Below are 26,862 nucleotides of genomic sequence, written 5' to 3'. Positions count from 1 at the left end.
TTCCTGGTGCGTGGCTTAATTGGCTACCCGTACTTCAGCATCGACACTCAAGCCCGCCCGCAGCTGGTTCTTGTATTTTTCCGGATTCAGAATTTCAATTTTTACCGGCACACGCTGGGTGATTTTAACGAAGTTTCCCGATGCATTGTCGGCAGGCAGCAGCGCGAACTTAGCACCCGTGGCGTCCGAAAGCGAAGCAACGCGCCCTTTAATGTCTAGATCAGGATAAGCGTCGAGTTTGATGTCAACCGCCTGGCCAAGCTGCATTTTCTCCAGCTGAGTCTCTTTAAAGTTAGCCACTACCCAGAAGGTTGAGTCGGCCACAATCGTGAACAGGTTCTGGCCGGGTTGTACGTACTGACCCACCACGACGTTTTTACGGCCAATCTTACCAGCAATTGGGGCGGCAAGCCGGGCGTAGCCAAGGCGTAACTTCGCGTTGTCGATAGCGGCCTGCTTCACTTTGAGGACTGCCTGAATTTTCTGAATATTCGCCTGCGCTTTGGCAATTCCGGCCTGCGCGACGCCCTGCGACGTTTTGGCAAGATTGATCTGCTCGACGTTGGCATCGTACTGGCGTGACTGAACCTCAACGCTGTTCTGCGTGTCTTCCAATTGCTTCTTCGTCAGTGACTGCTCTTTGTACAGGTTTTGATCACGCTGCAAGTCCTGCCGCGATTTGTCGCGCCGGGCGGCCTGCACCTGGGCATTCGATTGGGCGACGCGGGCGTTTTGGGCGACGTTACGCGCATTGGCCAGGGCGTTCTGTACATCGGCACGGGCGTTTTCGAGGTCGGCCAGTGACTGTTGGTAATCGGCTTCGGCCTGCGCCAGGGCCACATCGTATTCCTGGGGATCAATCGTGACCAGCGGCTGACCCCGTTTGACGTTTGCGTAGTCGTCGACGTTGACGGACGTTACATAGCCGGCTACGCGGGCCAGTACGGGGGCCGAATTGCCTTCAATCTGAGCGTTATCGGTTGTTTCGTATTGTTGACTGTGGACGAAGGCCTTGTAGCCAAAGTAGCCGCCGACCAACACGACAAGAGCAATAATGATGCGAGGTAAATACGTTTTTATGCCGTCTTTCTCTGCTGAGGTTTCCATTTCTGTTGTTAGAGTTGCCATAGAATCAGTACTGTTTGGGTCATAGCTGCGTTGAGGTAGAGAACTGAAAGAATAGTCATCGCTCCGGCGCCCCGGCTATCGGACTATTGTTGCACAAAAGTAAACCAAGTTGACTATAAGGTCAAGGAAGTTGACTATATTTGTACAATCTTTCGTCAAAAATCGTTTCAGTGTTTTCTACATTGCCAATATGTTCGTGGAAATAGATAAAGATTCCTTTGATTTTAACCAGTTACGTGCAGTTCGTGAACGGGCTATTGGGCGTCTTTTCTGGCGTCTCAAACGGTATACGAGTAACTTCATTGAGCCACGTCTTCACGCATTGGGGTACACTGATTTTAAGATGAGTTACCTGATGTTTCTGTCCAACATCGAGGAAAGTGGTATTACCAACAACGAACTGGCCAAACGAGCTGCTGTAACCAAGCAGATGATGAGTAAAATCGTTGGGTTGCTGGAAACCGAGGGCTATATATACACGGAGAAAAACCCGAACGACTCACGGTCCAGCATTATTTTTCTCAACGAGCGGGGCAAAGCGCTTTTCGTGAGCCTCAAGGTCTGTATGCAGGAAGCCCGCGATAAGTTCGACCTCATCGTGGGTCATGAGCGCATGGAGCAGGTGGTCGATACCATGGTTGAGCTGGTTAATAAATTAGAAAGTGAAGAACAGTAAGCCATGTATGATGTATTGTATATGATGTAGGTTGTATAATGCATGATAGAAATTACATGGATATACCCTGCATACTACATCATACATCATATATAGTACCTCTCTCTTCCTATGTTTACTTCCATAAATCCTTATACGCAGAAAACGCTCAGGACCTATCGGGCCGATAGCGCCAGTATGGTTGAGCGAAAGCTCAAACAAGCCGACCGGGCATTTGCCGACTGGTCGGCTTTGTCAATTCGGGAGCGTGCCGATTACGTACGGAAGGTCGGTCAGTACCTGACTGACCAGAACCAGCGCTACGGCGAATTGATAACGGCCGAAATGGGTAAGACGCTTAAGGAAGCGATTAGTGAAGTCGATAAATGCGCGGCAACCTGTACGTTTTACGCCGATCATGCCGAGGCTTTTCTGGCTGACCAACGCATCGAGTCCGACGCGCAGACGAGTTTTGTAACCTATCAGCCCCTGGGGTCGGTGCTGGCTATAATGCCCTGGAATTTTCCGTTCTGGCAGGTCATGCGCTTTGCCATTCCAGGCCTGATTGCCGGTAATGTCGGTTTGCTCAAGCATGCACCCAACGTGTCTGGCTGTTCGTTGGCCCTTGAAGAAGCGTTTCGCGAGTGTGGTTTGCCCGCTGGGGTGTTTCAATCACTACTGGTTGAGGTACCCGCTGTTGACGCTATATTGAGCGATAAACGGGTAAAGGCGGTGACGCTTACCGGTAGCGGACGGGCCGGTGCATCGGTGGCCAGCATTGCTGGTCGGGAAATCAAGAAATCCGTATTGGAACTGGGTGGCTCCGACGCGTTGATTGTGCTGGCCGATGCTGATCTCAACAAAGCTGCGGAAGTGGCGGTTAAGTCGAGGATGCAGAACGCCGGGCAAAGCTGCATCGCTGCCAAACGATTTATCGTTGAAAAATCGGTCAAAAAGCCTTTTACTGAACGACTTCTGCATCATATCAACCAGATCAAACAGGGTGACCCGATGGATGATGCCACAACGATGGGCCCGATGGCCCGACTGGATCTGGCCGATGCCATCGAACGGCAGTATCAGGCTACGCTGGCCAAAGGAGCTAAGCGGCTGGCGGGTGGTGAGCGCGATCAATGCAATGTGCAGCCCCTGTTGCTGGACAAGGTGAAACCCGGTATGGCGGCTTTTGACGAAGAAACCTTTGGTCCCCTGGCGGTACTTATCGACGCTAAAGACGCAACGGAAGCTGTTCAGCTGGCCAACCAGTCTGATTTTGGCCTCGGCTCGGCCATCTGGACGCAGGACCTGGATCGGGCCGACCGGCTGGCTCGTCAGATTCAGGCCGGGTCCGTTTTTGTGAATGGGCTGATGCGCTCCGATGCCCGTATCCCGTTTGGCGGAATCAAACAGTCCGGTTTCGGTCGTGAGTTGTCAGAAGCGGGCATCAAAGAGTTCGTGAATACAAAAACGATCTGGGTCGAGAAACCCTGATGCTAGGCTTCCCCCGTTTTGTTCTGCTTTTCCTTCCGGGCGTTGAGGTAACCCTTCACAACGGTAAAGGTCGTGACGGCTAGAAAGAAAAGAATAATGTACTGAACGTAATCGACGATCCAGGGAAATCGCTCACCGAAGAAAAACCCTCCGCCCACCAGCGTTACTACCCAAATAACACCGCCAATAACGTTGTAAAGCATAAAGAAACGGGCGGGCATATGAATCAGACCAGCCAGCAGTGGGGCGAATGTTCTGACAATAGGCAGAAACCGGGAAATGATCAGGGCACTGTTCCCGTATTTGATAAAAGCTTCCCGGGTGTTTTCGATGTATTTCTGCTTGAAAAACAGCGAATCAGGTCGATCTTTAATCTTACCACCAAAATAATAGCCTGTCAGGTAGCCAATCAGTGACCCAATTACCGCTGCCCCGAAGATGCAACTTAAGAGTAGCCACAAGGGTACATTTAACAATTTGGTACCCGCAAACACACCCGACAGGAACAGGAGATAATCGCCCGGTAAGAAGAAGCCGAAGAAAAAGCCATTTTCAACGAAAACAATGGCAGTAATCAATACCAGCCCACCCGTCCGGATAATTTCCTCGGAGTTTAGCAGCGTCTGGAAAAAGGTAATGATCTGATCCATAAGTAAAGAGTGAAAGAGTGAAGGAATGAAAGAGCGAATAAGTGTCTGGCCGGGCAGCACTCTTTCGCTCATTCACTCATTCGCTCTTTAAATGTATTCCGCTAACTCCAGCCAGCGGTCTGATTTTTGGGCGATGGTTTGATCGAGCATTTCAATTTCTCGCGCCCAGGCCATTAGTTGTTCGTGCGGTCCTCCTGAATTCAGCAAGGCCACAATGTTGGTTTTGTGCTCCTCCAGTGATTCAATTTCCTTTTCGATGGTCTCGTATTCCTTCATTTCCTTGAACGAAAGTTTCCGTTTGGCTTCACCAGGAACAGCCTTTGCAGCAGTCGATACTGGGGCAGAAGGTTTGGTTTCCGCCGGAACGGCTTTGGCAGTACGGGTAGCTTTGGGTTGCGCATCCCGCCAGTCACGGTAATCGGTGTAGTTACCAGGATAATCGCGGACTTTCCCTTCGCCTTCCATCACAAAAACGTGTTCAACCAGCCGATCCATGAAGTACCGGTCGTGGGTAACAATGAGAACGCAGCCCGGAAAGTTAAGTAAAAAGTCTTCCAGCACGTTCAGGGTCATAATGTCCAGATCGTTGGTCGGCTCATCCAGAATCAGGAAGTTGGGGTTCTGCACCAGCACCAGCAACAGCTGCAGGCGTCGCTTCTCACCCCCGCTCAGCTTGGCAACAAAATCATATTGCTTGGATCGGTCGAACAGGAACCGGCTAAGCAGCTGCGTTGCCGTGATGGTATCGCCATTGGCTAACTTCATTACCTCGGCAACATCCTGTACCACATCAATTACCCGTTGATTTTCGGGCAAGTCCAGCTCCGTTTGGGTGTAGTAGCCAAACTTAACGGTGCCGCCCGTCGTAATTTTTCCCGAATCGGGCCGTAGCTGGCCGGTCAGCATGTTCATCAGCGTGGTTTTACCCATGCCGTTTTTGCCAATTAACCCTACGCGGTCGGGCCGCTTAAAGGTATAGGTAAAATGGTCGAGCAAGACTTTTTCGCCGAAGCGTTTGCTCAGATTTTCGACCTCAAGAATTTTACTGCCCAGCCGCGCCATGCGCAGGTTCAGATCCAGTTCACCATCGTTCCGTTTGCCGCTGGTCTTTTCTTTCAAGTCCTCGAAGGCATCGATGCGGTATTGTGCTTTTGTGCCCCGTGCTTTGGGTTGCCGACGCATCCATTCTAGTTCTCGCCGGAACGTGTTGCGATCTTTGGTCAATTCAGAGGCTGCGGCTGCTTCGCGTTCCTCTTTCTTTTCCAGGAAATAGGCGTAATTACCTTTGTAGGTGTAGAGCTGCCCGTTGTCCATCTCGGCAATCTGGTTGCAAACGCGATCCAGAAAGTACCGGTCGTGGGAGACCATCAACAGCGTACCGTTGTTGGTATTTAGGTAGCTTTCGAGGTATTCGATTGCTTCCAGATCAAGGTGGTTGGTCGGCTCATCCAGAATTAGTAAGTCCGGATTCTGGATGAGTACCCGCGCCAGTGCAACGCGTTTGCGCTGGCCACCCGACAGGGAACCGGCAATCTGATTGACATCCTGAATACCCAATTCACCCAATATTTGCCGAATCTGGGCTTCGTAATCCCAGGCTTCGAGCTTTTCCATGTTTGACATGGCTTGGTCAAGGGCGTCGTGGTCTTCGGTAGCTAAGGCGTGTTCGTAGGCGCGCACGGCATCGAGCTGAGCGCTTTCGCCCGCCAGCACCACCTCCATGATCGTGAGGGCATCGTTGAGGTCGGGCTGCTGATCGAGGTAACCAATGCTGATGTCTTTGCGATGGCTGACAATACCGGCGTCGGGTGGGGTAGACCCGGCCAGAATGGAGAGCAATGTGGTTTTGCCTGAACCATTGGCACCAACGATGGCTACTTTATCGCCCCGGTTGATACCGAACGTCAGGTTTTTAAACAATGTACGGTCGCCGTAGGACTTCGCTAAATTTTCGGCTGAGAGATAATTCATTCGTTAATCGGGTAGCGGACGGAAAAGAAAAGGCTGCTCAGAAAGTCAGTCCAGTCGGCCAAACAGAAAGGTTGGCCCGTCCACGTTTTCATTTATTTTTACAAAGGTACAACAAAGGAAATCGTTCGTACTTTTACCTGTAAATCAATACAACTTCCTTTTCCCAGAAAATCAATAATGCGCCTAAACTATTTCTTTTCAACCATCGCTTTTCTGAGTGGCGTAGTGGTTGGCACGAACGCTCAAACCACCAGTTCCGTTAAATCCTACACGCAGTCCGTTCCGGGCAGCAATCAAACCTACGCCATGGTGGCCATTCCGGGCGGAACGTACCTGATGGGTAGTCCCGCCACCGAGAAAGGGCGTAATGCCGACGAAGGGCCACAGCACAAAGTACAAATCGAGCCTTTTTACATGGGTAAGTACGAGGTAACCTGGGATCTCTACGACCTGTTTGCCTTCACGAACATGGAGAAAGAAATGGCCGCCAAGTACACTGAAGCGGATGCCAACCTAGCCAAAACCGACGCGACTACACGGCCCAGCCCGCCCTACGTAGATATGTCGTTCGGCATGGGCCGGGCGGGTTATCCGGCCATCAACATGACGCAATATTCGGCCATTAAATTCTGTGCCTGGCTCTATGCCAAAACGGGTGTGTTTTACCGGTTACCAACGGAAGCGGAGTGGGAGTATGCCTGCCGCGCCAATACGACAACGCCCTATTCCTTTGGAGCAGACGTTAAGAAGCTGGGCGAGTATGCAGTGTTTACAGGTAACAGTGATGGTGGCTATAAGAAAGTGGGGACAAAAAAGCCCAATCCATTTGGTCTGTACGACATGCACGGCAACGTGATGGAGTGGACAAAAGACCAGTACATCGATACGTATTACGAACAGGTAGCCAGCGGGAAAGTGAAAGAACCTTTTGCCCCAACAACTACTCTTTATCCTAATTCGGTACGCGGGGGTTCCTGGGATGATGAAGCCACTATACTGCGGTCGGCGGCCCGGACGCCCTCGGCCCCAGCCTGGAAAGTGCTTGATCCACAAAGCCCTAAGTCCGACTGGTGGTTAACATCGGCCTCGTTTGTCGGTTTCCGATTAGTCCGCCCCGTTAAGACGCCCAGTGAAGAAGAGATCAAAGCCTACTACGGAATCAAACCGATCAAAGACTATTGATGGAGATGTATGATGTAGGGTATGTGTTATATGACATATACATTACATCCGCATCATAGATCTACTATATCATACATCTTCTCTTGCCCTATTGTCAGCCTGACGATAGGGCTTTTTTATTGTTTTTTCGTTAATACCACTCACCTTTTTGCCTCTCCTGCTATAGACAGTAAATAAGCGGATCATTATGATGACCAGTACATCCTCCAGCCATTTACGACGTCTTACCTCCAGCGATCGTCATTCGCTTCTTCGTACCCTTCCTTCGTCAGAATCAGGAGAATTAAGCGATTGGCAACGGAATCGCGAAACCTGATCCATTTGAGACTTCGGCCGCTCATCGTTCTATCAACGGCTTGGCTACTCAGCGCTAAATAAAAAGGCATCGGCTATGCGTTAAAGCGCGACTAATACACCTTACTTCTTTCCACATCATGATTTCTGCTTCACTGCCGACGTTGAAAAAAGCGTCGGGTAAGGGCCACTATGTCTGGCCGATTTTCTTAGGTACCCTTATTTTCATTCATATCTGGACGGTTTACCGCCTTTCGGTTAATATGCCTTACATGGATGATTACACGTTTCTGGTCGACATTATCCACCTGAAAGCGAGTTCCTTCACCGCTCGTGAAGTAGCGGACATACTGCTGGTTCCGCATGGACCGCACAAGGAGCATATGCTTGTCTTCGCGCGGCTTACCGCCATACTCGACTACCTGATCGAAGGAGAGTTGAATTTCAGGACGCTCTATTTTGTGGGTAATGGTGCGCTGATTGCTACGGTTTTGCTACTGTTTCACATCGCCCGTCGGGCAGGATTGTCGGGCATACAGATTCTGCCAATTGCCTTTCTGTTGTTCCAGCCCCAGTATTACGAAGTTACTATGACCTGGGCTATTTGTGCCCTTCAACACGTACCGGCACTTTTCTTCGCTTTTCTGGCGTTCTGGCTACTGGCTCAGCCCTCAACCGCTCTGTATATCCTTAGCTTTCCGGTGGCTATGCTGGCTACGTTTTCGAACGGAAATGGCCTGGCTGTGCTTATTTCGGGCTTTCTGTTACTGCTTGTGTCGCGGAAATACGCCCGGCTGACCACTTGGGTCGTGTTCTCCCTGGTATCATTCCTTTTGTACTATCAGTGCACGCATGGGCAGCCGTCAATAGCCAGCGCTCCTACAAACCTGACTCATCCACTGCGGGTATTGGGTGGTTTTTTTCTGATAAGTGGCTCATTATTTAGTCTTTTCACGCAGTCTGTTGCCGGACTTAGCTTTCTCGGTGCAGTCATTACCGGGCTACTGGCCGTGGTAGCGGGTACGCTAGTAGCCTATCTGACGGGTTTCTCATGCTACCTGAAACGCTTACCGGCGTCCTGGCAGATGGTTTTAACAACATGGTCGGTGCCACCCAGTAGGGTTGCTGTACTCCCCCTTATCGCTTGCTATGTTTATCTGACAATCACGATCCTGGGTATTGCCTACGCCCGAAGTATCGGCTGGCATTATGCCTTGTTGCTGCCGCGGTTTATCTGGTTCACAACCGTACTGATCGGGATTGGTTATCTGCTGATTATGATTTGGTTACACCCCGTTTACCGGGGGCGGGTGAGTCAGATCGTTTTAGGGTTAAGCTTGTGTTTCAGTGGCGCATCCTACTGGTTTACAATTGGCGAGGTAATGACGGTTCGTAAATCACTGATAAGCGATTGTCATAACTGGCGACAGAACGGATTACTCATCTCGATACCGCCCGGTGAACAGAGCTACGGCAACTATTATAGTATGATACTGGGACAGGCTATCGAGCAAAAAATTTACCGGTTGCCAATGCCGGAATTTGAACGTCAGGTCGCTCATCCATCGACACGGCTTGATGCGAACCTGAAGCTGGTGGAAAGAGACAACGTGTTCAGATACGCTGAGCATAAACTTGCCGACATAATCCTGACAAAAAAGGCCTTGCCACCAGTGAGCCCCGCAGAAAACAGTGCTTTCGTCGTATTACGGTCGAAAGAACATGTCTTTGTCTGGCCGGTAGACCAGAGTATCCGGAAATTAGCTCGCTTTTTAATGGATGGTAAGCCGGTGCCGAATGGTAATTTGGTTACTCTTAGCGAAGATATATTACCTGAAGCGTCTTATCAGGTCGGTTTGTTGAATGAAGTCAATGGGCAGTGGAAAGCAACGTACAGTTCGAAAATCATCAACGTCGACCATCATTTGTATCTGGCTTCTGACAAGAAATCGCGCCAACTCGTTCATTAAGCCGTTAGCCTTTCGTCAGGAGCCGTGCCAGGGTTCTTATATACGCTGAATTACACCGTGGTACGGCTCCTGACGAAAGGGCTGTACCATTTATTTTCTCCATCAGTAGCATTCCTGCTGACGATGCCCTTTTCTTTGCCGGAAAATTCTCCCTATGATCTACCTGCTCCTGGGTGCTAACCTCGGCAACCGTGTTAAAACCCTGCAACGGGCCGCTCAACTGATCGGACAGCACGTTGGCCCGATCCTGTCGCAGTCGGCTTTGTATGAGACCGCGCCCTGGGGGGTATCGGATCAACCGACTTACCTGAATCAGGTGCTGGCTATTGAGACAACATTACCGGCCGAAGACGTACTGGTGCAGGCGCAGGTTATCGAGCAGGAGTTAGGGCGCGTCCGGTTTGAGAAGTGGGGCGCACGGGTCATTGACATTGATATTCTGTACTACGGCGACCTGATTCAGCAAAGCGATACGCTGACGATTCCACACCCGTTTTTGCACCAGCGTCGGTTTACGCTTGTACCGCTGGCAGAGATTGCGCCGGGCTTTATTCATCCGGTTATTGGGAAAACCAACCGCCAGCTATTGGCCGAATGTGATGATGAGGGAGAGGTAAAGCCATTTTTTTAATTTCCCAAAAACGGCGGCCCTCCGCTGGAAACCTACTACCTTTGTGGTCAGTTTATTATCATTTTCCTAAAACATCACCGATTATGTCTGCCACGCTTGACACCGTGAGTTTGTTAGCCGACCGCATCAATGCGCTGGAGGAGTCGTCCACGCTGGCGATGACCAAAAAAGCCCGTGAATTGGCCGCTCTGGGCCACAAAGTAATCAGCCTGAGCGTTGGAGAGCCCGATTTTAAAACACCCGCCCACATTTGCGAAGCAGCCAAAAAAGCTATCGATGATGGTTTCCATGGCTATTCGCCCGTGGCTGGCTACCCTGATCTCCGCAAAGCCATTGCCGATAAGTTTAAGCGCGATAATAATATTGATTGGAAACCCGAAAACATCGTTGTGTCGACCGGGGCGAAACACTCGCTGGCCAATGTTATTCAGGTACTGGTAAATCCAGGCGATGAAGTGATCATTTTCTCGCCTTACTGGGTGAGCTACTCCGAAATGGTAAAGCTGGCCGAAGGAAAAGCGGTTGTCGTTGACGGTAGCTTTGATAATAACTTCAAGGTAACGCCCGAGCAGTTCGAAGCCGCCATAACCGACCGGACGAAAATTGTCATGTATGCGTCACCCAACAACCCAACGGGGTCGATCTATTCGGAGGCTGAACTTCGCGCGATTGCCGACGTGGTGGCCCGGCACGAAAACGTCCATGTACTGGCCGATGAGATCTACGAATACATCAACTTTACGCCCGAGGGTCACTTCAGCATGGGGTCGATTCCTGAAATTGCGGAGCGGGTCATTACAGTAAACGGTGTAGCCAAAGGATACGCCATGACTGGTTGGCGCATTGGTTACATTGGCGCGGCAAAATGGATTGCTGACGGCGTTGAAAAGCTGCAGGGCCAGGTTACGTCGGGTACCAACTCAATTGCTCAGAAAGCAACCGTGGCTGCGCTGAACGGTCCTATGGAACCATCACAGGAAATGGCTAAAGCGTATCACCGTCGGCGCGATCTGGTTGTGAAACTGCTCAAGGAGGTGCCTCATTTCCGGACCAATGTACCGGAGGGGGCTTTTTACGCCTTTCCGGACATCAGTTACTATTACGGTAAATCAGATGGAACCACAACCATCAGTACCTCCGATGATTTTGCCTCCTGGTTGCTCAACACCGCTTACGTGGCCACTGTGGCCGGGTCTGGTTTTGGGGCTCCTGATTGTTTACGCATTTCAACCGCTGCATCGGATGAGTCGCTCGTAGAAGCCGTACAGCGAATTAAAGATGCTGTAGCCACCCTGAAGTAGAGAACGCATTACTGATAGTATGAAGGGTTACGAAATCAGGCTGTACGTACAGCCCGATTTCGTAACCCTTTTCGTATTTGTATACGCTGTGTACTTTCTATAATGTGGCCGGCATTTAGAAAGTACACAGCAGCGTATGCATCAAAGGCCAAATTCGGGCTGACAAGCGGGAAGGGACTCGTCTCATTCAATGATTGTTCGAACAAAGGTTATATTGTATGAAAGTGACTATTAGTAAAATTTAAGTGGTATATTTACCTAAAGGGCCAAATTTAAGTGGTATATTAGCCATATATCCCACATGGTCAATTTAATCAGTGAAATTCAGCCTTTTCTACGTCTTGGCATAGTAGTTGATACATAACAGGTTATCTGAAAGTGACAACAACTTTACCCATTATTCTACAAAATAGGCAAATGCGCGGACAAACTTTTTTAACTTATTTCTAGTTTTTGTACTAAGACAAGGTTAAATTTGAATATCGTTAGAAAGAGCATTGAGCAAATAATTTATAAAAGAACCGTTTTGTATTGACCGTAAACTTAATCTTTAATTGTTCCCCAAGCTGATGAGAAACTTTCGTGTATATATGATTTTTCAGTGGGTTTTCTTCCTGCCTATTATACTGCCGCTGTGTATCGTATTTGGGGCGTTAAGGGGGATCGTTCAGATGATCGAGCGCGTTATGGAACAAATTGTTCTGGATATAGCGCCTTCTGAACAGAATACGACTCAAGCCATGACCGACTGATAAGCTACGCTTTGTTCACATACGAAGGGGCGCTTTTCCTGGCAGGAAAGGCGCCCCTTCCTCATTGCAGGGCAGTCAAAAATTGATCCTACTCAAATGTAAAATCCAGATTCTTGTCGTTGTATATCTCATCATCCAGGGTCAGGAACTCCTCCCAGAAAGCATCGTTCGGTAAGCCCGCCTTACAAATCAGTGGCCGGTCTGGTGCTCCCGGTTGCTTGATCGGATGAACAAAGTACAACCGACGGGCGTGCAGGTAGATTTTCTTATCGGCAACGGCCCGATCGTATCCATATTTAATGTCACCCCGAATCGGGCACCCCATGTGGGCTAGCTGCGATCTGATCTGGTGCGGGCGGCCCGTGATCGGGTTTACCTCTAACAGGTAGTGCTCGTTAATTTTGCCAAGCACCCGATACGATAATTCAGCCTTCTGTGACTTGGGTACTTCCACATCATGAACCGTTACCTGGTTCTTCTGTTCGTCTTTTGTAATCCAGCCGACCAGTTTGTCAGAATCCTTGGGTGGCTTCCGCCGAACAATGGCCCAGTACGTTTTCTGTACCTGTCGTTTCCGAAAAATCTCGTTCATGCGTTCCAGCGCCTTCGAGGTACGGGCAAAGACGACCAGGCCACTAACCGGGCGGTCGAGTCGGTGAACCAGCCCCAGAAACACCTCGCCTGGTTTATTGTATTTCTCCTTAACGTAGTCCTTCAGTAAATCCAGCAGCGTAACGTCGCCGGTGCGGTCACCTTGTACTAAAACGCCCGGCTCTTTATTAACAATGAGCAGGTGATTGTCTTCGTAAATGACCTGGAATGGTTTATGCTTCATAGCTTTCTTAACTCAATACGCTTCTTTCTCGTTCGGGAAGTCGTTGGTTTTCACATCGTCTACATAATGAGCAATAGCCTCAGTCATAACTTTATGCAGGTCAGCGTACCGACGCAGGAAGCGAGGTTTGAACTCATTCGTAATGCCCAGTAGATCATGAATAACCAGAATCTGCCCGTCGGCATCCGGTCCGGCACCAATGCCTATGGTCGGAATACTCAGGCTGCTGGATACTTTTTTTGTCAGGGCAGCGGGTATTTTTTCGAGCACCACCCCAAAACAGCCAATATCCTGAAGCATGTGTGCATCGTCAATCAGCTTCTGGGCTTCGGCGTCTTCTTTGGCCCGTACGGCGTACGTGCCAAATTTATAAATAGACTGCGGTGTAAGGCCGAGGTGGCCCATAACGGGTACACCAGCGCTCAGAATACGTACAATAGATTCCTTGATTTCCAGGCCGCCTTCCATCTTTACGGCATGAGCACCGGATTCTTTCATAATTCGGATAGCCGACCGTAAGGCTTCCGTAGAGTTGCCCTGGTACGAGCCAAACGGCAAATCGACCACAACCAGCGCCCGCTTAACGCCCCGCACCACCGAACTGGCGTGGTAGATCATCTGATCGAGGGTAATGGGCAGGGTCGTTTCGTGGCCAGCCATCACATTCGAGGCCGAATCTCCCACCAGAATCAGTTCGACGCCAGCTGCATCAACGACCTGGGCCATGGCGTGATCGTAAGCCGTTAAGGCCGAAATCTTCTCCCCTTTATTTTTTAACTCCTGAATAGTATGCGTTGTAATTCGCTTGATATCGGGATTATGTACAGACATAATTCAAGTTTGTGGTTTGTCATTCGTGGTCGTACTCAGTTAACCAGCAGTCAAAACTACAAACTATGCACTACAAACTATAAATTACCTGGGTGTGAGCCACGATTCGGGGTTGAGTTTGGTAAACTCCTTCCAGATCTGAAATTGAATTTCGGAGACGCCGTTCTTGTCGGTGGCTACTGTACCAATTGACTCACGGGCTTTTACCCGTTGCCCGATTCGGACGGATACGCTTCGGAGCTTGGCGTAGACTGTAAAGTAGTCGCCGTGCTGAATGGCCACAACGTTGTTCATGCCCGGCATGCTGGTAACGTCCTGGACAATGCCGTCGTAGACCGACCGCACGCCTTCGCCCGCGTTCGTTTGAATATCAACACCCTGGTTCTCCACATAGATACCTCTGAGCACAGGGTGGGGCTTACGACCAAAATGATCCGAAATAAAGCCTTTTGTGACAGGCCAGGGCAAACGCGCCCGAGCACCCGTGAATGACGACGCCAGGGCTGTTTCTTCGTCGTTAAGGTTGTTATTACGCCGTTCGTCGGGCTTTTTAGCGGCTGGCTCCGGTTCAACCGGGCGCTCCACTTTCGCTATGTCGGCAGGGGCTGGCTTTTCGCCCGCTTTGGCGGCTGCGGCAATGGCGGCTTCGGCGCGTTTTCGTTCGGCCGCTTTGCGCTCAGCCTCAAGCCGGGCAATGCGTTCGCGGTCGGCGCGTTCGCGGGCTTCCCGTTCAGCGCGTTCTTTGGCTTCGCGCAGAATCAATCGTTTGATCAGCGACTCAAGCTGAGCCACGGACCGACGACTTTCGTCCAGCTCGGTTTTAAGTTCAGTCTCTTTCTGGCTTAATTCTTTGACAACCTGATTTTTGACAACTTTCAGGGTTTCCAGGCTTTTTGTCTCATTTACTTTAGCCCCGATGGTGTTTTTCTGCTCCTGCCGTTTCCGAATAGTTGCCTGTTGTTTCCCCTTCAACATCGTCTTGACATTGTTCATCTGCCGAACCTGGCTCAGACGGGCGTCGGAATACTGGCGCAGGTAACGGTAACGGGCAACGAGCTGGTTGAAATTATCGGCAGCGAACAGAAAGCCCAGTGGATTAACCTGTTGTCGCCGTTTGTCAGCTGCGTAAATCATAGAGCCATACTCTGCCCGCAATTTGTTGAGGTTTTTGGTCAGTGTGGCGCTCGCCTGTCGAAGTTCAGCGATTTCTGACTCCGTTAGTTGCAGGTCTTTGTTCAACAGACCAATCTGCTTTGACTGCGTTTGAATCTGCTGATCCAGCGCTTTCAATTGCCCCAGGCCCGCCTGCTTTTCCGACGCGGTCTGCTTCAGAATAGTCCGGATCTGGTTCATTTTCTCCAGATTCTGTTTTTTTTCTTTTTCCAGCACCTGCCGGTTATGTACCGTCTGCTGCGCTTGAACCGGCTCGGTCAGGCACACACAGCCGATGACAAGCAAACCAATGACTGACCAGTGGACAATAGTGGAAAAAGGACGAAACTTGACGTACATAATGAATAAAACCAACGACTAAACTTAGGGTCGACGAGTGTAAGAAGCGGGTATCGAGAAAGGAAACCCGGGGTTTTCATTGACCAGTTCAACCTTATTATGCTTGATACGAAGTAAGGTCTGGTAAAACTGTCCGTCGGTTTTCGACTTATAGTCTACTGTTACCACGCTGGTGTAAGGAAACAGGACGTTGTTCAACGACGTAAAGTCGTCGTAGTCAAGGCGCAACGTGTTTTTTGTTGGTTGCTCCGTAACCACCAGTTTTTTCAGCTTCCTGTTCTGTTCGCCAATGTAATTTTCGACCAGCACGTTGCCTTCGCTCTGGCGAAGAAGCAGGTAATCCGGCTCAGTTTTGCTTTTTTGCGCCGGTCGTTTGGGCAGTGGCAGATTGCCGACAATCAACGCTTGCAACAAGTCGAAATTCATAGTAAAATTGAACTGTTTGCTCAACGTCGGGAAGTTGTAAACCGAGTATTCCCGGTGTATCTTGTCAATAATGGTGATTGAATCGCGGGAGATGAGGGCCCGAACGGCTTCGATACCTAGTTTCGAGACGGACAGCCAGATGAGGCTGTCTTGCCGAACCCGGATGTTCACGCTCGCATTGTCGATATCCTGTTGCTGACTCTTAAAGGAAATTTTTGCTTTTGCCCTTAAAAAGCGAAAGTCAATGTCGGCCACATTGGCGCGGGCTTCGGCTATGTCTGCCGGGGGGCCAGAGCGTGCGGCCGTGGCTGAATCAGCGGGTGCGTTTTGGGCCGGGTTACTGACCATGACGGAGTCGGTTTGGGCGGGAGCAGACGCACCCGGAGCCGAACGGTTGCCCTGCGGCATATTGTGCCGTCGGCAACCTCCCAACTGTAACAGTACGCTTACCAAAAGAGCAATCAGGAGGTATTTAGTCATGTATATGATTTCGTGCGGTTTCTGGTCTATAGTTTGCCAGACGCTATTTTCTTCTCTAAGTCGGGGCTGGCGCTGCCTTTAACTTTGGCTTGCTTCCATTGCTCAAGTGCTTTGTCGCGATCGCCCAGTTGATAAAGCACATCGCCATAATGCTCGATGATGGTGCCACTTACATTTGCCGGATCAGCCAGGGCTTTTTCCAGATACTGTTTAGCTTTAGCGTACTCTTTCGATACGAAGAGGACCCAGGCATAAGTATCCAGATACGTAGCATTTGTTGGGTTACGTTCAACCAGTTTTTGGGCCAGCTGGACCGCTCTGGGCAGGTTTTCTTTCCGTAAGGACAGAAAATAGCTGTAGTTGTTCAGTACGTGATCGTTCAGTGGATCCACCTTCAGAACGGCTTCGTACGCTTCGTCAGATTTGGTATGATCGCCCAAACCGTTGTACGCGTCACCTAACTGGGCGTAAATACCTTTCTTCAGTTCCGCATTTGGACTGGCCGCCAGTAGCTTCTGGCTTTCTTCGAGTGCGTCAACGGCCTGCTGGTACTTGCGCTTGTACAGATTGGCCGACCCGTTGGAGTACCAGAAATAGCCTTGCGTAGGAAATACTTCCAGCGCTTTCTCGGAGTGAACCAGCAGGCTGTCAACCTGATTCAGTTCGCCATCCAGTTGCAGCAGCGCTTCCCAAACTTCATACGTGGAACCGTCCAGCCGGGCCGCTTTGGCGTATGCATCGCGCGCTTCGGCTTTCTTGCCCTGCTGGTGCAGTAAATCAGCCAGCATCACCTGCGTTTTAGGATCGTTGGGGGAGGTTTTGGCCAGGTTCTGCGCCATACCAAGCGCGTCCTGCTGGGCTGTCGGGTTGGACCCCGTCATGCCCATATAGCTCGACAGAATACGGGCTTTCAAACCCGCTTCCAGGTTGGGGCTGGCCAATACTTTATTCAGTTCCTTGCTCACGCGGTCCATGTCGCCCTTTTTGCGGTAAATATCCGCCAGCAGTACGTGGGCCTGGGGTAAATCAGCACTTAATTTGAGCGCGCGGTCGATCCAGCTAATGGCCTGGTCTGTCCGGTCGTTGGCGATCAATAGTTCTGCCCCTTCGAGAAGGTAGTCGGGATCGGACGGTTCTGACGCAACTAATTTCTCGGCCTCTTCAATGGCTTTGTCTATTTTGTTCTGTTTGAGATAAATACGCTGTTTTTGCCGGGTAATCTCTTCATTCAACCCTAGCTCGCGCTCTACCTTGTTGTACGTATCGAGCGCCTTGTCGGGCTTATCGTTGAACAGATAAATAGCGGCTAATTCGACGCCATATTCGGCGTTCTCCGGTCCTTTTTTCAGAAGCGCTTCGTATAAGTCTTCGGCTTCACCGTAGCGTTTCTGTTTAACGTATAGCTCCGCCAGAAGCAGCGAGTAAAACTTGTTCTCTACATCCAGCGCGTGCGCTTTAGTGGCGTAGGGAATGGCCTCGGTGGTTTTACCGCTTTTCAGAAAAGCACTGGCTGTTGAAAACTGGGCGGCTGCGTTGTTCGGGTCTTTTTGCAGGACTTTGGCGAACTGGGCAATGGCTTTGGTGGGTTCATCGGTCATTAAATACCGAACGCCCTCCGTAAACAGCGTTTCCTCTTCCATCCGCACGGTCGTGGTCGAAGCCGAGCTGGGTTTCGCCAGGGCTGCATCGGCCTTTCTGCGCTGGGCCAGAACCGGCCCGGTCGACAGCCCAAGCAGAAGCCCCAGGCTACCCGCTATTCCCAGAAGCAGATGACGGGTTGGATATGATCTATATGTTGGCGTCATGTTGGTCTGCGTGTCGTGATGCGTATAGACGAAAAACGCGGCTCAACCCGGTCTATTGCAGCTCTGTTTTAAATAAACCGCTAAGACAAAGGTAGTTTAAAATGATGGAATGTTGGCGAATGCCCAAACCAGCCTGAACAACTAACCTTTTTATCGGGCAACCGTCTTGCCGAAGGCTGGCAAATAGATTGCCTTACGGGTAAGTTTGTGAACAAGTGGTATCATTTGAGTGTATAGAAGACTAATTGGCCGCGCTGGTGACGGTCGATCAGGACTAAAACTCAATATAATGGAAACTTTGTATACGGCCACCGTCAGCAATGTCGGCGGGCGGGAAGGCGATGTTAAATCGCTCGATGGTGTTCTGGAACTAGACGTTAAACGGCCGGTAGAAATGCACGGCGAGGGCGGGGCGCCCAATCCCGAAATGTTGTTTGCCGCTGCGTACAGTGCCTGTTACAACGGGGCACTGATGGCGGTGGCCGAGCGTCGGAAAGTTATTCTTGCCGAACACGCGGTAGAAGTCAGCATTTCGCTCAATAAAGATGGCAACAACATGTTTCTGTCGGGCAAGATCACCGTTAAGGCACCCCATATGGACCACGATCAGCTTCAGCAACTGGCCGAGACGGCTCATGCTGTTTGCCCGTATTCCAAAGCGGTGAAGGGAAATATGGATATGAAAATTGAGGTACTGGTGTAAGGAGTTGGCTACTAGGAGTGAGGAGTTGGGAGAGAGGAGCCTCCGGCGGCATAGTATGCGTCAGCCACTCCTCACTACGAACTCCTCGCTCCTGTTACTTAACCCTTCGTACTAACTCACGGCGTCGTAAATCTGAACGCGTTCCCAGAGGTGCGAACACGTGTCAACGAAGGCCAGATGACCCGGGTGTACCTGATAGGCATCGTGAGCCGCTTTGTCAGCAAAGACAAGCGTAAGCGCGAAATCATAGCTATGGTCGATGACCGGCCGTCGGGTTTCGGCGGGTGTGCCCACGTAAACAGTGGTGATATCGGAAATCGACTTGAGTGCTTCCAGACCAGCGCGCAGGGCCTGGTGGTCGTTCTGACTTTCGGGGTGACGTAGCCAGAAGAAAACGGTATGTACAAACATAAGAGTTGAGGGCAGGCTAAGGTATTGGCTGCTCCGTAAAAGTAAGCATAGTTTCTGGGGTAGGAGCGGTTTCTATTTTTTTAACATCTTATCCCATTCGTGGCAAACATTTCGCTACCTTCAAAACGTTATGGGACTATACGAGACACCACTTACGAGACGAACGAATGGAGGGAGATAATAACGCCACGAATACATCTGGCGGTCACGACGTTAATGGGCGCGAAAATCGAATTAAGAACGATAAAGCAACGGTTCGGATACCGATGCTACTGGGCATTACGCTGGCGGGCGGCATGCTGATTGGGGCAACGTTTTTTGGTGGAACAAAGAGCATGAACAACATCGGGAAAGGCTATGCCAAATACCGGGAAATTCTGCAGTTGATTGAGAATAACTACGTCGACACGGTCAATACGGACGAACTGGTCGACTTCTCGATCACGAAAATGCTCGAAAAGCTTGATCCGCATACCGCCTACATGAACCCTCAGGATGCTATTGCGGCCCGCTCGCAGCTGGAAGGTGGTTTTGATGGCATCGGGGTGGAGTTCAATATTTATAAAGACACAGTTTATGTCGTGACGCCCCTGGCTGGTGGCCCGTCGGAGTCGGCCGGTATCCAGAGTGGCGATAAGATCATCAAGGTAGACGACAAGGCGCTGGCAACGGGTGGTAAAATTGAAAACAGTGCTGTCTTCAAAGCCCTGCGTGGCAAGCGGGGTACGGATGTTAAATTAACCATTCTTCGGAAAGGGGATAAGCAGGCTAAAGAGTTTACGGTAACGCGTGATCGGATTCCGACGTATTCGGTCGACGCTGCTTATATGATCGATGCCAAGACTGGCTACATCAAAATCAACCGTTTCTCGGAAACAACCTATGATGAGTTCAAGACGGCCTTAGCGTCGCTCAAAGCGAAGGGCATGACGCAACTGATGATGGACCTGCGGAACAATCCCGGCGGCTACATGGACCGGGCCACGAACATTGCCGATGAATTCATTTCGGGGAACAAACTGCTGGTGTATACCGATGGGAAAGATAATCGGTACGACCGTAAAACGATGGCTCACATCGCGGGGCAGTTTGAAGAAGGCCCGCTCGTGGTGCTGATCGACGAAGGAAGCGCTTCAGCGTCGGAAATTGTGTCGGGTGCGTTGCAGGACCACGACCGGGCGCTAATCGCAGGCCGTCGGTCGTTCGGGAAAGGGCTAGTGCAAATGCCGGTACAGCTATCTGACGGCTCGGAACTACGCCTGACGATTTCCCGCTACTATACGCCCAGCGGCCGGAGTATTCAGAAACCTTATGTACCCGGTCACGAGGGCGATTACGAAAAAGACCTTGACCAGCGCTCGAAACGGGGCGAGTATTACATTGCCGATTCCATCAAGAACGACCCTAAGCTCAAGTTCAAAACCGACGGCGGACGGGTTGTGTACGGTGGTGGGGGCATTACTCCCGATTATTTTATTCCGAGGGATTCGACCTGGCAGACCGCTTATCTGGTACAGCTATATGGTAAGAACATCATCCGTGAGTTCGCCATGGAATATGCCAACGATAACCGGAAGAGACTGGAGAAACTGCCGTTCGAGGAGTTTGACCGTACGGTTGTGATCGACGATGAGCAGATGAGTCGTCTGGTAAAAGACGCAACGGCTGAGGGAATCAAGTTCAACGAGAAAGAATACAACCGCTCGAAAAACTACCTGAAAAATCAGATCAAGGCGCTGGTCGCCCGGTCTATCTACCAGAAGAATAATAAGGGCGGCCAGAATAATGAGTTCTTCCGTGTTATCAGCCAAACCGATGACACGTTTCAGAAATCACTCAAACTTTTCGACCGGGCCAATAAACTGGAGCACGGAGCGATGACGTACAACCAGAAGTAAATTCGGTTTTCGGTTTGCTGACGCATGAGTAGTCGTATCTTCACGAATCGCTCGTGCGTCAGCAAGATTTCCCTTTCGGGAAGATGGTTCATGAAGACACGAACCACGGGTAACTGAATTTATGGTTTAGGGCTGACTGACACGTCCAGTACACATGCGTCCGCCAACCCTAGACCTTATTGTTTTTTGCTGAACTGGTAGACCAGGCCCAGCGATGACTGGAGATTTCCCGTTTTGAAATCTTTACGGGAGTAGGGGGCAATTTCGAAGGCGACACGTAGATTCGGAATCATAACCAGGGGTTTGATGCGCACCCCCACATGCAGGGAATACCCTTCCAGTATATCCCGATTATCGATTCCGTTGAGCGCATTAAATCGTACACCCAGCCCCGTGTAATAGTTGACCTGAGCCTTCCGGGCCACGTTGATCATGGGGCAGATTGTGGTGCTCAAGGAGCCAAATACAGTGTTGGTCTGTACCCGGGCATCGGCCCAAAAGGCACGATCTGCGTTGGTGCTAACCGAAATAAGATTATTGAATGGGTAATACGCTACCGATGCCTGCCCGAAGGCCGATAGGGTTACAGCGAAAAGTAAAGCCGTCAATACGTGTTTCATAGCCGCAAAACAACGACTTTATCGTTACAAAAAAACGGAGTATTCTGTAAACCGACTGTCTGGCTAATCCGTGCGCGCGATCACCCGCCGGGCAGGACTTCTTACTGAAACGACAAAGGGTAGCGTTCATCGTGCTTTTCTTTGTACATTTGTCGCTCCTTTCCTGATAATTATTTACTGAAAATGTCTTGGTTCGTCCGAAAAGATAAGGGTATTCAGACCCCAACCGAAATGAAACGGGAGGCTCCCGACGGGTTGTGGTATCAGTGTCCGAACTGCAAAAAAGTAATGAATACGCGGGAGCACAAACTCAACGCGTATACCTGTGTTCATTGTAATTACCACGAAAAAATAGGGTCAGAAGCGTACTTCTCGATTCTGTTCGACGACAATGAATTCACGGAACTCGATGCAGACATGCGGTCGGCCGACCCACTCAACTTTGTCGATACCAAAGCCTATCCGGATCGTGTAAAGGCAACCATCGCCAAAACAGGATTGAAAGATGCCGTTCGGACAGCCTACGGCCCAATGAATGGCCTCACGGTTACCATGGCCGTTATGGATTTTAATTTCATTGGGGGGTCCATGGGCTCTGTTGTGGGTGAAAAGATTGCGCGGGCCATCGATCACGCCATTGCGAACAAGACGCCCTTTCTGATGGTATCAAAATCGGGTGGGGCTCGCATGATGGAAGCTGGCTTCTCGCTGATGCAAATGGCAAAAACATCGGCAAAACTGGCGCTACTGGAAAAAGCAAAACTGCCTTATGTGTCGCTACTGACGGATCCAACCACGGGTGGTGTTACGGCTTCCTACGCCATGCTGGGCGATTTCAACATTGCCGAACCCGAGTCACTTATTGGTTTTGCCGGTCCCCGTGTTATTCGCGAAACCATCGGTAAAGATCTGCCAAAAGGATTTCAAAGTGCCGAATTTGTCCTCGATCATGGCTTCCTCGACTTTATCGTTGATCGGAAAGACCTGAAAGACAAATTAGTAAGCCTGTTCAGAATGCTATTGTAGAGACGCAGCCCTTTGCGTCTTTTTTTACCGGCAAGTGTACGATGGCCAACAAAACCATTCGGATATGAGACGCAAAGGGTTGCGTTCCTACACATTCATTGTTCATGCGCCTTGTCTCCCATCCGGTTCTGTGCAATTACTACCTCACGTATCGCTGCAACGCGAGCTGTAGTTTTTGCGATATATGGGAGCGGCCTTCCCCCTACGTAACCCTCGACAATGCCCGCCAGAACCTGCGGGACCTTAAAAAGCTGGGGGTGCGGGTGGTCGATTTCACAGGGGGCGAACCCCTGCTTCACCGCCAATTGCCCGAACTGCTTCAGGAAGCCAAACGCCTGGGACTGATCACCACCGTTACGACCAATGGACTCCTGTATCCCAAACAGGCAGAACGGCTGCGTGGTCTGGTCGATATGCTTCACTTCTCGCTCGATTCGCCCATTGCCGAAGAACATGATGCCTCCCGGGGTGTAACCTGTTTTGATAAGGTGATGGAGTCCATTGCCCTGGCGCGTAGCCTTGGCGAACGACCTGATATTCTGTTTACGGTTTTCGAACACAACGTAGATAAAATCAGGCAAATGCACGAGGAAATCTGCCTTCCCAATGATCTGGTTTTGATCCTCAATCCGGTATTTGAGTACAATGCCGTTGAGACCGGCGATCGCTTCTCGGAAGACGCGCTGGCGCAAATGTCGTGGTGGGGTAAGCAGAAAAACGTGTATCTGAACGACGCGTTTATTCAGTTACGTCGCGACGGAGGTAATCACATCGACGATCCCATTTGCCGCGCGGCCAGTACAACGATCGTGCTTTCTCCGGAAAACAAACTCGTTCTGCCCTGCTACCATTTGGGGTTGAAAGACTTTGCCGTCGATGATAACTTGTACGCCCTGTATCGCTCCGAAGACGTACAGAAGCTGGTTGCCTTGGAGGGACGTTTGCCCGCCTGCGAAGGCTGTGCCATCAACTGCTACATGCAACCTTCCTTTGCCGTTGAGGTGACCAAATACTTCTGGCGGGCACTCCCTAGCACGCTGAAATACAACTGGGTAAAAGGCACCTGGAAGCAACTGCTGTAACGTTGTCTTGTTGGTAGATCGCCAAACCTACCTTTTTACGATCTTTCTCACCAGAGTCCGTTCGCCGGCCACAGCCCGGATGAAGTAAATTCCCGGTGCCAGGCTACTCATGCTGATGACTTGTTCATGCTGACGAGCCATCCGCGGAAAGGATAGTTCGTGAAGTTTATGGCCGTTTCCATCACTCAACTGCAAGGTAGCAGTTGTTGGATTACTGGTTTGAAGAACGATCTGTAAGCGGTCATCTACCGGATTCGGAAACGTTATAAGATGAAAATTTACGTCTTCCTTTTCCTCGCTGGCTGTGACCAGACCCGTAGAAGGGCTCTCGATAGCGGCTTCGTAAGGGGGAATTGTACCGGGTGTACCCGTCGCATCTTCTACAAGTAAGGTAAGTTCCTGAAGCGTTTGACTAATCAGGACGCCAGCCCGGTATTCGCCAATGGTCATGGCCAGACTATAATAGCCTGGATCAACGGGAGCATCCCAAACCAGTTCTCCAGTGCGGTAATTGATTTTAAAGGTGCCTTTCTGCGTCAAATCATTCGGAAATCGGTACGAAGGAATCGACTGACGATTGCATTCGTCCTGACTTTTTCCCGTAAGCGGTCTGGCCAGCCCATAAACGAGGCTATCGCCGTTGGCATCGGTGGCCGTTAGTAACAGGGTTGCCTTTCTTCCGGCGCTCACGCGAAACCCATTCTGAGGAAAGCCGGGTGTTGGTGTTTGGTTAACCGCTGGCGTATTGGTCGAGATGGTGGTTTCGAGAGCTAGTAACTGCCTGTCTGCGTTGGTTATGTTTTTAACGCCGGTTCTGCTCGATAGCAAAACGGTCAGCGTGTACGTACTTGCTCCGGCGTACGTGTGAACGATGGTGTAGCTGTTGATACTCGTACTTTTATCGTTTATAAATAACCGACTTGCCCGATACGCTATTCCTGTGCTGCCATCGCCAAAACAAACCTGAATCGACGAGGCCTGATCGGCGGCTGGCTTCCCGTTGATTTCGTCCAGATACAGGACCGCCGTAATCGTTTGCTGGAGTGCCGAACCCGCAGCGGGCCTGGCCTGAATATATCCGCCGAGCAAATGCGTAGCCCATGAAATCTGAACACATAGTAGAGTCAGGCAGAGGGTCAGTATCGTTTTCATAAGAAGAGCAGGAAGAAGGGTAGAATAAGGTATCCAGATAACTTCAAATGAATGCGTATCCGTATACGGAGGGCAGAACATTTCGTAAGTGGTATTTTCGTACTTTTCAGCCTCGGCTCAAACATCCTGTGCGGGCGGCTGATTCAATCCTATATTTTTATGCAGACAAGACGTGCGTTTTTGAAAACATCGGGCTGTTTAGCCGCCAGTGCCCTCTTTGCTCCCAATCTGGCGGAAGCCGCTAAGGTGAAAAATGTGGGTATTCAGTTGTACACCGTCCGGAAAGAGATGCTGGACGATGCCGCCGGGACTCTCAAGCAACTGGCCAAAATCGGCTACAAAGAACTGGAGTCGGCCCGTAGTGCCAAAGGGAATTTTTATGGCCTGCAACCCAAAGAAATCAAAAAGATTGCCAATGATCTGGGCATGACCGTTCGCAGTGGTCACGTGCACATCGATACCGATTGGCAGCGATCCATCGACATGGCCGCCGAAGCGGGCCAGACTTACCTGGTGTGCTCATCGCTGCCGTCGGAAGGTCAGACCGTAGCCAATTACCAGCGCTGCGCCGATACTTTCTCGAAAGCGGCTGAAGCCTGCAAAAAAGCAAATCTGGTGTTTGGCTACCATAATCACGAGTATGAATTCGACAAGGTTGATGGTAAGGTTCTGTACGACATTTTGTTGGATCGCACCGATGCCGATCTCGTTAAAATGGAGATGGATTTGGGTTGGGTTATCGTAACCGGCAACGACCCACTCGCTTATTTTAAGAAATACCCCGGCCGTTTCCCGTTGTGGCACCTCAAGGACATGGACAAAGCGAAAAAAGAAAGTACGGAATTTGGGAAGGGGCAGATCAATGTGAAGCAGATGTTGCAGAACATGGATAAGTCGGGGGTGAAATACTTTTTTGTCGAGCAGGAAGAGTACCCAAAAACAGCGCTGGAGAGCGCCAAATATGACTATGATTACCTGGCTCGGCTTGACTATTAGCGGCTTTTTCGCTGAGGATTACTGAACGAATAGGGCGCTTTTTCTCAGGGCTGCATCACAGTACTTCGCGCAGACAAAAGAATCAGAATTTTGTTGGAGCAGAAGATGAAACGATTTAACTTGATGAATCCAAGTTAAATCGTTTGGCCATGAACTGGTGGATTGTGTTTCAGGTAGGTCGTTGGCTGACCAGCATAAGTGGCCTACCTGAAGCCTATCTTTTGAGCGACGAGGCCTTTTTCGCGCAACCCATCAGCCAGCAAATAATGGTGCTGGACAAGCCCGACAGCGCCCTACTGGACGTGGCTTTGTTTCAGGCTACCAACGAAGCCCGCCGTATAGCAGGCTTACCCATACTCCGGTTCGACTGGGCGTTATACCAGGCCGCTCAAAGCCATGCTGAGTCAATGATCCGGTACGACTACACGAGTCACGAAAATCTCTATCAGCTGTCTGACCTCACGGTACTCAATCGGGTTCAGAAGCAGACAAAACGGTTTGGTCGATTAGCCGAAAATATTGGCAAATACCAAACCATTGATACACCTGACCGGTTTGGCGTGCGCTACAATGCCCGACTTCAGCAATATGATTACCTGAGTCTGGAGAACAGGCAACTCTACAGTCCGTATACCTACGCGGGCTACGCGCGTTATGCGGTTGTGCAATGGCTCAACTCGCCCCATCACCGGGCCAACTTGCTAAATCCTGTGTACACCCACGTTGGCTGTGCTGTACGCCTGTCGGCTAATCCGTTCAGGCAGCGTCGCCCCCCGTTTGGCCAGTTGGTACAAAACTTCGGCACGCCTTATACGACTACTCAAGTCGATCGATAACGAGTACCTGGCGCTTGCCGGACGGCAGACCTGTTCGCTACTGGTTTTGCCTGGTTATCTCAAATTTACCAGCACCGACGTAGTGATTGCGGTACCGAATCTCAAAAGTATCAGCGATTGACTCATTTGTGACAGGGCCTGCGGGTCCGGGTGCCGACCTTTGATCTATCAAAACAGCCCAGTACATCACTAAACACATAGATCATGAAAGCGCTCATCAATCC

The 26,862-nt window shown here is 50.5% G+C and carries 25 protein-coding genes; 13 read left to right on the top strand and 12 right to left on the bottom strand.

Annotated features, from left to right (window positions below; translation table 11 throughout):
* Positions 1–15 precede the first annotated feature (15 nt).
* Positions 16–1,128: an HlyD family secretion protein gene (locus tag ACYU87_RS12375; protein WP_461134400.1), complete on the bottom strand. Its 1,113-nt coding sequence runs from the start codon at positions 1,126–1,128 to the stop codon at positions 16–18.
* Between the two features lie 190 nt (positions 1,129–1,318).
* Between ACYU87_RS12375 and ACYU87_RS12370 the strand changes: the two genes are divergently transcribed.
* The gene (locus tag ACYU87_RS12370; protein ID WP_461134399.1) at positions 1,319–1,804 is read left to right on the top strand and encodes a MarR family winged helix-turn-helix transcriptional regulator; all 486 of its coding nucleotides are present in this window, start codon (positions 1,319–1,321) and stop codon (positions 1,802–1,804) included.
* A 111-nt stretch (positions 1,805–1,915) separates the two neighbouring features.
* On the top strand, positions 1,916–3,274 hold the full coding sequence (locus tag ACYU87_RS12365; RefSeq protein WP_461134398.1) for an NAD-dependent succinate-semialdehyde dehydrogenase: 1,359 nt from the start codon (positions 1,916–1,918) through the stop codon (positions 3,272–3,274).
* 2 nt (positions 3,275–3,276) lie between these two features.
* On the opposite strand, the gene ACYU87_RS12360 is transcribed toward ACYU87_RS12365, so the two are convergent.
* Together ACYU87_RS12360 and ACYU87_RS12355 are read right to left on the bottom strand one after the other, a co-directional pair.
* Positions 3,277–3,924, bottom strand: a complete 648-nt coding sequence (locus ACYU87_RS12360) for a DedA family protein (protein WP_461134397.1) — start codon at positions 3,922–3,924, stop codon at positions 3,277–3,279.
* A gap of 87 nt (positions 3,925–4,011) precedes the next feature.
* Positions 4,012–5,895, bottom strand: a complete 1,884-nt coding sequence (locus tag ACYU87_RS12355) for an ABC-F family ATP-binding cassette domain-containing protein (RefSeq protein ID WP_461134396.1) — start codon at positions 5,893–5,895, stop codon at positions 4,012–4,014.
* A gap of 177 nt (positions 5,896–6,072) precedes the next feature.
* On the opposite strand from ACYU87_RS12355, the gene ACYU87_RS12350 reads away from it, so the two are divergent.
* Positions 6,073–7,077: a formylglycine-generating enzyme family protein gene (locus ACYU87_RS12350; RefSeq protein ID WP_461134395.1), complete on the top strand. Its 1,005-nt coding sequence runs from the start codon at positions 6,073–6,075 to the stop codon at positions 7,075–7,077.
* Between the two features lie 224 nt (positions 7,078–7,301).
* Here ACYU87_RS12350 and ACYU87_RS12345 read toward each other — a convergent pair whose 3' ends face one another.
* The gene (locus ACYU87_RS12345) at positions 7,302–7,463 is read right to left on the bottom strand and encodes a hypothetical protein (RefSeq protein ID WP_461134394.1); all 162 of its coding nucleotides are present in this window, start codon (positions 7,461–7,463) and stop codon (positions 7,302–7,304) included.
* Positions 7,464–7,511: 48 nt separating this feature from the next.
* Between ACYU87_RS12345 and ACYU87_RS12340 the strand changes: the two genes are divergently transcribed.
* From ACYU87_RS12340 to ACYU87_RS12325, 4 genes are all read left to right on the top strand, one after another.
* Complete coding sequence (locus tag ACYU87_RS12340; protein WP_461134393.1) at positions 7,512–9,341, top strand: hypothetical protein; 1,830 nt, start codon at positions 7,512–7,514, stop codon at positions 9,339–9,341.
* A 154-nt stretch (positions 9,342–9,495) separates the two neighbouring features.
* Entirely contained in the window at positions 9,496–9,972 is a 477-nt protein-coding gene (gene folK / locus ACYU87_RS12335; RefSeq protein ID WP_461134392.1) for a 2-amino-4-hydroxy-6-hydroxymethyldihydropteridine diphosphokinase, read from the top strand.
* 83 nt (positions 9,973–10,055) lie between these two features.
* Entirely contained in the window at positions 10,056–11,273 is a 1,218-nt protein-coding gene (locus tag ACYU87_RS12330) for a pyridoxal phosphate-dependent aminotransferase (protein WP_461134391.1), read from the top strand.
* Positions 11,274–11,842: 569 nt separating this feature from the next.
* Entirely contained in the window at positions 11,843–12,025 is a 183-nt protein-coding gene (locus ACYU87_RS12325) for a hypothetical protein (RefSeq protein WP_461134390.1), read from the top strand.
* Between the two features lie 88 nt (positions 12,026–12,113).
* Here ACYU87_RS12325 and ACYU87_RS12320 read toward each other — a convergent pair whose 3' ends face one another.
* From ACYU87_RS12320 to ACYU87_RS12300, 5 genes are all read right to left on the bottom strand, one after another.
* Positions 12,114–12,860 carry an RluA family pseudouridine synthase gene (locus ACYU87_RS12320; RefSeq protein WP_461134389.1) on the bottom strand — a complete coding sequence of 249 codons (747 nt, stop codon included), beginning with the start codon at positions 12,858–12,860 and terminating at the stop codon, positions 12,114–12,116.
* 12 nt (positions 12,861–12,872) lie between these two features.
* Complete coding sequence (panB, locus tag ACYU87_RS12315; protein WP_461134388.1) at positions 12,873–13,691, bottom strand: 3-methyl-2-oxobutanoate hydroxymethyltransferase; 819 nt, start codon at positions 13,689–13,691, stop codon at positions 12,873–12,875.
* Between the two features lie 84 nt (positions 13,692–13,775).
* Entirely contained in the window at positions 13,776–15,203 is a 1,428-nt protein-coding gene (locus ACYU87_RS12310) for a murein hydrolase activator EnvC family protein (RefSeq protein WP_461134387.1), read from the bottom strand.
* A 24-nt stretch (positions 15,204–15,227) separates the two neighbouring features.
* Positions 15,228–16,109: a DUF4292 domain-containing protein gene (locus ACYU87_RS12305; protein ID WP_461134386.1), complete on the bottom strand. Its 882-nt coding sequence runs from the start codon at positions 16,107–16,109 to the stop codon at positions 15,228–15,230.
* A 26-nt stretch (positions 16,110–16,135) separates the two neighbouring features.
* Positions 16,136–17,914, bottom strand: a complete 1,779-nt coding sequence (locus tag ACYU87_RS12300; RefSeq protein ID WP_461134385.1) for a tetratricopeptide repeat protein — start codon at positions 17,912–17,914, stop codon at positions 16,136–16,138.
* Between the two features lie 289 nt (positions 17,915–18,203).
* Between ACYU87_RS12300 and ACYU87_RS12295 the strand changes: the two genes are divergently transcribed.
* On the top strand, positions 18,204–18,617 hold the full coding sequence (locus ACYU87_RS12295; RefSeq protein ID WP_461134384.1) for an Ohr family peroxiredoxin: 414 nt from the start codon (positions 18,204–18,206) through the stop codon (positions 18,615–18,617).
* A 111-nt stretch (positions 18,618–18,728) separates the two neighbouring features.
* On the opposite strand, the gene ACYU87_RS12290 is transcribed toward ACYU87_RS12295, so the two are convergent.
* Positions 18,729–19,028, bottom strand: a complete 300-nt coding sequence (locus ACYU87_RS12290; protein ID WP_461134383.1) for a Dabb family protein — start codon at positions 19,026–19,028, stop codon at positions 18,729–18,731.
* Between the two features lie 167 nt (positions 19,029–19,195).
* Between ACYU87_RS12290 and ACYU87_RS12285 the strand changes: the two genes are divergently transcribed.
* Positions 19,196–20,926, top strand: a complete 1,731-nt coding sequence (locus ACYU87_RS12285) for a S41 family peptidase (RefSeq protein ID WP_461134382.1) — start codon at positions 19,196–19,198, stop codon at positions 20,924–20,926.
* A 176-nt stretch (positions 20,927–21,102) separates the two neighbouring features.
* Here ACYU87_RS12285 and ACYU87_RS12280 read toward each other — a convergent pair whose 3' ends face one another.
* A complete protein-coding gene (locus ACYU87_RS12280) occupies positions 21,103–21,546 on the bottom strand; it encodes a hypothetical protein (protein ID WP_461134381.1) in 444 nt (147 codons plus the stop codon).
* 183 nt (positions 21,547–21,729) lie between these two features.
* Between ACYU87_RS12280 and accD the strand changes: the two genes are divergently transcribed.
* Positions 21,730–22,572, top strand: coding sequence for an acetyl-CoA carboxylase, carboxyltransferase subunit beta (accD, locus tag ACYU87_RS12275; protein WP_461134380.1), 843 nt, complete (start codon positions 21,730–21,732; stop codon positions 22,570–22,572).
* A gap of 104 nt (positions 22,573–22,676) precedes the next feature.
* Positions 22,677–23,654, top strand: a complete 978-nt coding sequence (locus ACYU87_RS12270) for a radical SAM protein (RefSeq protein WP_461134379.1) — start codon at positions 22,677–22,679, stop codon at positions 23,652–23,654.
* 27 nt (positions 23,655–23,681) lie between these two features.
* Here the strand turns inward: ACYU87_RS12270 and ACYU87_RS12265 are convergent, their stop codons facing one another.
* Complete coding sequence (locus ACYU87_RS12265) at positions 23,682–24,806, bottom strand: T9SS type A sorting domain-containing protein (RefSeq protein WP_461134378.1); 1,125 nt, start codon at positions 24,804–24,806, stop codon at positions 23,682–23,684.
* Between the two features lie 159 nt (positions 24,807–24,965).
* Between ACYU87_RS12265 and ACYU87_RS12260 the strand changes: the two genes are divergently transcribed.
* Together ACYU87_RS12260 and ACYU87_RS12255 are read left to right on the top strand one after the other, a co-directional pair.
* A complete protein-coding gene (locus tag ACYU87_RS12260; protein WP_461134377.1) occupies positions 24,966–25,802 on the top strand; it encodes a sugar phosphate isomerase/epimerase family protein in 837 nt (278 codons plus the stop codon).
* 149 nt (positions 25,803–25,951) lie between these two features.
* Complete coding sequence (locus ACYU87_RS12255) at positions 25,952–26,638, top strand: CAP domain-containing protein (protein WP_461134376.1); 687 nt, start codon at positions 25,952–25,954, stop codon at positions 26,636–26,638.
* Positions 26,639–26,862 lie beyond the last annotated feature (224 nt).

Source organism: Spirosoma lituiforme (assembly GCF_054776635.1).
This window is presented reverse-complemented; position numbering and strand designations above follow the sequence as displayed.

Coding starts and splice junctions, on each gene's coding strand:
- ACYU87_RS12360 (WP_461134397.1), bottom strand. CDS start 3,924: ATGGATCAGATCATTACCTTTTTCCAGACGCTGCTAAACTCCGAGGAA.
- panB (WP_461134388.1), bottom strand. CDS start 13,691: ATGTCTGTACATAATCCCGATATCAAGCGAATTACAACGCATACTATT.
- ACYU87_RS12290 (WP_461134383.1), bottom strand. CDS start 19,028: ATGTTTGTACATACCGTTTTCTTCTGGCTACGTCACCCCGAAAGTCAG.
- ACYU87_RS12295 (WP_461134384.1), top strand. CDS start 18,204: ATGGAAACTTTGTATACGGCCACCGTCAGCAATGTCGGCGGGCGGGAA.
- ACYU87_RS12280 (WP_461134381.1), bottom strand. CDS start 21,546: ATGAAACACGTATTGACGGCTTTACTTTTCGCTGTAACCCTATCGGCC.
- ACYU87_RS12345 (WP_461134394.1), bottom strand. CDS start 7,463: ATGCCTTTTTATTTAGCGCTGAGTAGCCAAGCCGTTGATAGAACGATG.
- ACYU87_RS12260 (WP_461134377.1), top strand. CDS start 24,966: ATGCAGACAAGACGTGCGTTTTTGAAAACATCGGGCTGTTTAGCCGCC.
- ACYU87_RS12320 (WP_461134389.1), bottom strand. CDS start 12,860: ATGAAGCATAAACCATTCCAGGTCATTTACGAAGACAATCACCTGCTC.
- ACYU87_RS12305 (WP_461134386.1), bottom strand. CDS start 16,109: ATGACTAAATACCTCCTGATTGCTCTTTTGGTAAGCGTACTGTTACAG.
- ACYU87_RS12270 (WP_461134379.1), top strand. CDS start 22,677: ATGCGCCTTGTCTCCCATCCGGTTCTGTGCAATTACTACCTCACGTAT.
- ACYU87_RS12300 (WP_461134385.1), bottom strand. CDS start 17,914: ATGACGCCAACATATAGATCATATCCAACCCGTCATCTGCTTCTGGGA.
- ACYU87_RS12355 (WP_461134396.1), bottom strand. CDS start 5,895: ATGAATTATCTCTCAGCCGAAAATTTAGCGAAGTCCTACGGCGACCGT.
- accD (WP_461134380.1), top strand. CDS start 21,730: ATGTCTTGGTTCGTCCGAAAAGATAAGGGTATTCAGACCCCAACCGAA.
- ACYU87_RS12375 (WP_461134400.1), bottom strand. CDS start 1,128: ATGGCAACTCTAACAACAGAAATGGAAACCTCAGCAGAGAAAGACGGC.
- ACYU87_RS12365 (WP_461134398.1), top strand. CDS start 1,916: ATGTTTACTTCCATAAATCCTTATACGCAGAAAACGCTCAGGACCTAT.
- ACYU87_RS12370 (WP_461134399.1), top strand. CDS start 1,319: ATGTTCGTGGAAATAGATAAAGATTCCTTTGATTTTAACCAGTTACGT.
- ACYU87_RS12255 (WP_461134376.1), top strand. CDS start 25,952: ATGAACTGGTGGATTGTGTTTCAGGTAGGTCGTTGGCTGACCAGCATA.
- folK (WP_461134392.1), top strand. CDS start 9,496: ATGATCTACCTGCTCCTGGGTGCTAACCTCGGCAACCGTGTTAAAACC.
- ACYU87_RS12340 (WP_461134393.1), top strand. CDS start 7,512: ATGATTTCTGCTTCACTGCCGACGTTGAAAAAAGCGTCGGGTAAGGGC.
- ACYU87_RS12350 (WP_461134395.1), top strand. CDS start 6,073: ATGCGCCTAAACTATTTCTTTTCAACCATCGCTTTTCTGAGTGGCGTA.
- ACYU87_RS12265 (WP_461134378.1), bottom strand. CDS start 24,806: ATGAAAACGATACTGACCCTCTGCCTGACTCTACTATGTGTTCAGATT.
- ACYU87_RS12330 (WP_461134391.1), top strand. CDS start 10,056: ATGTCTGCCACGCTTGACACCGTGAGTTTGTTAGCCGACCGCATCAAT.
- ACYU87_RS12285 (WP_461134382.1), top strand. CDS start 19,196: ATGGAGGGAGATAATAACGCCACGAATACATCTGGCGGTCACGACGTT.
- ACYU87_RS12325 (WP_461134390.1), top strand. CDS start 11,843: ATGAGAAACTTTCGTGTATATATGATTTTTCAGTGGGTTTTCTTCCTG.
- ACYU87_RS12310 (WP_461134387.1), bottom strand. CDS start 15,203: ATGTACGTCAAGTTTCGTCCTTTTTCCACTATTGTCCACTGGTCAGTC.